Below are 4,414 nucleotides of genomic sequence, written 5' to 3'. Positions count from 1 at the left end.
CCGAGATAAAGAAGTCTATAGAAAAGCTAAGGAGAATAAAGCTAGCAAAGAGCAACAAAGCATCAGTGCTAATAAACAAGAGCTGGCAGCCCTAAAGTCCAGAAACAAAAAATGGTCAAAAGATCAGGACTACCGTCCAGGGGCAAAAAACAAAGGGGCTCGCTATACCAGCAATGATGCCTTCCTCTCGTTACGCTTTTAATAAAAGCTAACTCGTCGGAGGCAAGACAGTCCAACAGATCCAGATGCTCGCATTAGTGTTAAACCAGGCAAAGCCAGAAAGCTGAATTACCTAAGTCAGTTAAGCGTTGATACTGGACACCATGTCATCACAGATATTAGAGCTTATCATGCAGATAAGAAAGACAACCAATACCTTCAGGATATTGTTGGACGACTACAACCAAGATTGCATAAAACAGGATTGCTATGGAGAAATTGTATTGCAGATGCAGGCTACAGTAGCGGAGAAAATTATGCCTACCTAGAACAAAAAGGATTACAGAGTTTTATTCCAGCTCACGGGACTTACAGAGGCGGTCCAGAAGGTTTTAAATATAATCAGGAGCAAGATCATTACATCTGTCCTCAAGGAGAGATTATTCCCTTCAAAAAGGTGTTTAAAGATTACCGAACAGCAACCCTAAAGAAAGAATACCGAAGTTCAAGTAAACAGTGCAAAGGATGTCCTTTGCAAGCTGAATGTTTAGGCAGAACAGCCAAAGAGAAGAAGTTCTCAGTGACCTACTACAAAGACGAGTATGATCGAAATATCCAACGAGTAGAGAGCAAACAAGGCAGGTACATGAAAGCCAAACGCCAGAGTACAGTAGAACCTGTTTTTGGGACACTAACACAATTCATGGGCTTAAGAAAGATCAATACCATCGGACTACAACAAGCCAACAAGGTAATGCACCTCTCGGCCATAGCTTATAACTTGAAGAAGTATCTGAAATTCACTCAAAAGCGGGTAAAAAGTGGAGCAAAAGCTCTGCGGTCTTTGCTTTTTAAAATAGATGCTTATCTAAACCTCATTACCTTAAACTTAAGCACTCTAAATCTGAGTTAAATCCAACCCAATCAAAACTATAAAAGCCCTGAAAAGGGCTTAAAATGACTTGCTTTTTGGATTTTTATTGGCTTGTGCAACGGTTACCGATGTTAGGCAATGTTTTTTATTACACTTTCTATTCTATTTAAATTTTGATGATTTTTTCCATAATCTACTATAGTCGTCTTCAATTTCGGGCTGCTTGAAATTTGATATTCAAAGTCAGATTCAGATTCAGATTTTAATACAATTTTAATTTCTTCTCCCCAAGACTTCCAAGTTATATCTGTCTTTAAGGCAATTCCATTTTCAGTCTCTTTCATTTTCATTTTGCCGATTATAGGGTCTGTTTTTAGCTTTTTGATTAGTTCGGCCCTTCCGAGTTTCGTTTTTATTTCTTTCGTCTGTGTAACTCCTAAATTTTCGTTTGTGAGTTCTTGGACTCCGTTCTTTTTTAATCTGTATTTATGAAAAGAGACTAAAATTAATGACATAGTAATGCCGAAAAAGAACGTCAAGAATACGAATTTCCACAGTCTGAACCCTTCTCCATCCAACAAGTCAAATCCAATCATTATTAGTCCGTATGGAATTCCTGTCAATAGAAATGTCTTTAAATATAATTTTGTTAATGGTTTCATAGATTCCGTTTTTAAATATTGCCTAACGGTTCTCTAGTATGGCCAGTAGCGTGCAAATACTATCTTAATTTTCAGTTTAACTTTTAAGATTCTAAATATACCAAAACTTCGGATTTAGCTCATAAAAGCTATTTGCTATACTAGATGTTGTGCCTAGTTTTTTTCTTTTTAATGTCCATGACTGTCATCTTCAGCCATGAGTTTTACGTAAGATTCTGTCAATAATCGGCTTAATCTCTTATTTTGACTGTCAATTCCAGGTTTAAGGTTTTTGTAAAGTTTTTCGTTGTAATCATTCTCAGGGTGCGGTCCGTCAAATATGAAATGAAACACACTTTGTATCTCCCTGTCTGTAAATTTTCCAAGTGCTCTACAGGCCGATTCTATATCGTTCATTAATCTGTAATAAAATCCAAATGCTTCATTTATATTATCCGCTTCCCAATATCCATCAATATTAATTCGAATATATTTTTCATAGTAAGTTGAATCTGGTATAGACTTTAGTTCGCTAAAAAAACCAATTACATCACTCATTATGTTTTGGTCAGTATAACTGTATGTGTTGTTTTCGGTTGAATAAAGCGGTGCAGCTCCATTTTCATCATCATATCCAAATAATGCCTGCATTTCTTTGAAAGAATTTGGGAAAGCACAAAAAAACTTTTCTTCCCATTTTATTCGGTTCTTCAAACTCGAATCTGTTGCTTTGTTATAAAATGCTAGTAAAGAATCTGCTTGGTGTTTTGCTGAATTAAAGTCAATGTCGGAGCATTCTACATTCTCAACTGATTCTTCTTTCTCGGTTTTCTGGTCAACCTTAGTTGTCTCAATTGAAGCTAAACTTTCTGTTCGCCTCTCGGTCTGTTTTATATTGTCAGATTTTGTTGAATGACCACAAGAAGTCAAAATGATTAATGTCGATATGATTAGTAATCTGTTCATTTTTTCAAATTAGGCACAACGTTCTCGCATATCGACTCGTTGCGGAAAAATTAGCGATTATTTTTCAATTATAGATTTTAACTTCCAGAAAATCCCAAACCTTCGACTTCAGCCACAAACCCCGCAATGAGCGATATGCAGTGTTGCCACACGTTTTTATTACCAATACTTTATTTCTCTAAATTCAATGTAAATTGGAACGAATTCATTAGAATTAGCAAAATGTTCTTTCATTGATACAGTTCGTTTAATCCAGTTACCAAAACCGTCAAATTCATAATCATATTTCAATTCTCGATGTAATTCCGAGTTATTGTATATTTTTGAATCTAAAGGATTGAATAGTTTGTCATATTCTGTTATCTCGTCAAGATATTTTCTAGAGTCTGGTAATATTTTATATTTAGTTTGTTTTAAAATACGATTATCCGCCCAATTATTTACTGTTAAAAGCTCTATCCATTCGTTTTTAGTACGGTATTTAGTTAATTGATTTTCATTATCGTATTTGTATGTTCCAACTGATATTTCTTTCCCTTTTTCGAACTCTTTTTCAAAGATTATTTTATTTTGGTCATATTTATACTCATAAGTTCTTACAATTGTATCTTTCCTATCTATTCTAACTTGCTTTATTATCTGATCATCATTATTGAAGGTTGAAATAAAAGTATAGTTTACAGTATCATTTATTGTTAAACTTCTGGTAGATGTTTTCATAATAGTATCATAAGAAAATAATTGAATGGTTTTTCGATTAGCTTGATAGTTTGTGGAAACTGATTTTATCAGATATTCCTTTTCATTGTAGTAAAATTTGTCGACTTGAGTCGTTTCCCCATAATTATTAAAAAACTCTGATCTAGTAAGTGAGCCAAATTCTGTGAAATTTTCTTTTAATGTTAGCTGTTGCTTATTAGTATTCTTGTTATTTTGAATTGTGGCTTTATACTGCTTTAGCTTTTTTACTTTTCCATATAAATTTCTCTCCTGCCAAGCATTTTTAAAATTTAAATAGGTTGGCTTTAAATCAGTTTCTGATTCCAATTTATTCTTACAACTATATCCGATAATTGTTAATAAAAATAAGATGTAATATTTTCTCAAATTGTCGGTTTAAATGTGTGGCAACGTCTCGCGCATATGGTTTGTGGCGAAGTTAAAAACCGCTCGCCTTTCGGTTAAGCTTTAAAGTTTCTAAAAATACTAAAATTATCGTTCTAGCAAGGTTTTCGCCATAAATTATATGCGCTGTTGCCCAAAGTGTTAACGTCCTGCTGAGCCACAAACTTGCTCCACTCATATTTTCAGATTATGATTTTTCAATAATTTCGATTTTAAACTTTGACCTTTGAAATTGTCCGAAATTAAGTCAAAATCAATCGCAAGTTTTTGGGTTTAAATAGTTCGAAGTTGTTTTTTTAGTCTTTCAGTTGAGTTTAATTAATTCAGCTTTTCAGTCAAATAAGTTTAGTGTTTTGCTTGTCAATTAGTCAACAAAATTTTGGCAAGCAAAAGTTTTTCGATTGTGAAATTTTCTCTGGAAGGCTAAAAATTCGTTTGTCAATTTTGATAGTCAAATTCATTCGCAATAAAGTTGAATTGAAAGCAAATATTTGATTTTACTTTAAAAATTCAATTGAAAGGAAATTTCATTTTTACATTTTGGGCAACGTAAAGCGGATATGACCCGTACCGAGTCAAGACCTTAATGTAAAACTACTACAATTCTTCCAATTGTAATAGTTTATTAAACCATGACGGAAGAGGTATG

General features: G+C 33.5%; 3 protein-coding genes and 1 pseudogene. 1 reads left to right on the top strand and 3 read right to left on the bottom strand.

Annotation, left to right across the window (positions count from 1 at the left end; genetic code table 11):
• Positions 1–1,072, top strand: a pseudogene (locus ACFQ0R_RS11870) (transposase); the annotation flags it as partial.
• Positions 1,073–1,164: 92 nt separating this feature from the next.
• Here the strand turns inward: ACFQ0R_RS11870 and ACFQ0R_RS11865 are convergent.
• The 3 genes from ACFQ0R_RS11865 to ACFQ0R_RS11855 all read right to left on the bottom strand — a co-directional run bounded on the left by ACFQ0R_RS11865 (position 1,165) and on the right by ACFQ0R_RS11855 (position 3,747).
• On the bottom strand, positions 1,165–1,695 hold the full coding sequence (locus tag ACFQ0R_RS11865; protein WP_379658600.1) for a hypothetical protein: 531 nt from the start codon (positions 1,693–1,695) through the stop codon (positions 1,165–1,167).
• A gap of 168 nt (positions 1,696–1,863) precedes the next feature.
• Positions 1,864–2,640 (bottom strand): hypothetical protein, encoded by a 777-nt coding sequence (locus tag ACFQ0R_RS11860; RefSeq protein WP_379658599.1) that lies wholly within the window; start codon positions 2,638–2,640, stop codon positions 1,864–1,866.
• Between the two features lie 159 nt (positions 2,641–2,799).
• Entirely contained in the window at positions 2,800–3,747 is a 948-nt protein-coding gene (locus ACFQ0R_RS11855) for a hypothetical protein (protein WP_379658598.1), read from the bottom strand.
• Positions 3,748–4,414 lie beyond the last annotated feature (667 nt).

This window comes from Psychroflexus salinarum (assembly GCF_042677225.1).
Classification (GTDB): Bacteria; Bacteroidota; Bacteroidia; order Flavobacteriales; family Flavobacteriaceae; genus Psychroflexus; species Psychroflexus salinarum.
Note: the sequence above shows the minus strand (reverse complement) of the source record. Positions and strands in the feature narration are given on the sequence as shown.